The organism is Citrobacter sp. Cf072 (genome assembly GCF_030334485.1).
Taxonomy (GTDB): Bacteria; Pseudomonadota; Gammaproteobacteria; order Enterobacterales; family Enterobacteriaceae; genus Citrobacter; species Citrobacter freundii.
Genome location: NZ_JAOWDX010000003.1, coordinates 1 through 224 on the forward strand (window position 1 = coordinate 1; position 224 = coordinate 224).

Consider the following 224-nt stretch of genomic DNA (forward strand, 5'->3'; position numbering starts at 1 on the left):
GAAGGCACCACACTCAGTAACCACCTGGACGTCATCCCGGCTGACCGGACATGGCGTGCCTCCCCGCTGCCCAAACCCGCCGTGGACGGCCCGCAGAGCGCCATTGTCACCGGGCCGGCAGGCGAGGAAATTTTCTGCGACGAGCATGGCCGGGTGCGGGTGCGTTTTCACTGGGACCGCTACTGCCCGGGAAACGAAGACAGCTCCTGCTGGGTGCGGGTGTC

At 66.5% G+C, this 224-nt stretch carries 1 pseudogene; it reads left to right on the plus strand.

Annotation, left to right across the window (positions count from 1 at the left end):
- Positions 1-224, plus strand: a pseudogene (locus tag OGX66_RS00015) (type VI secretion system tip protein VgrG); the annotation flags it as partial.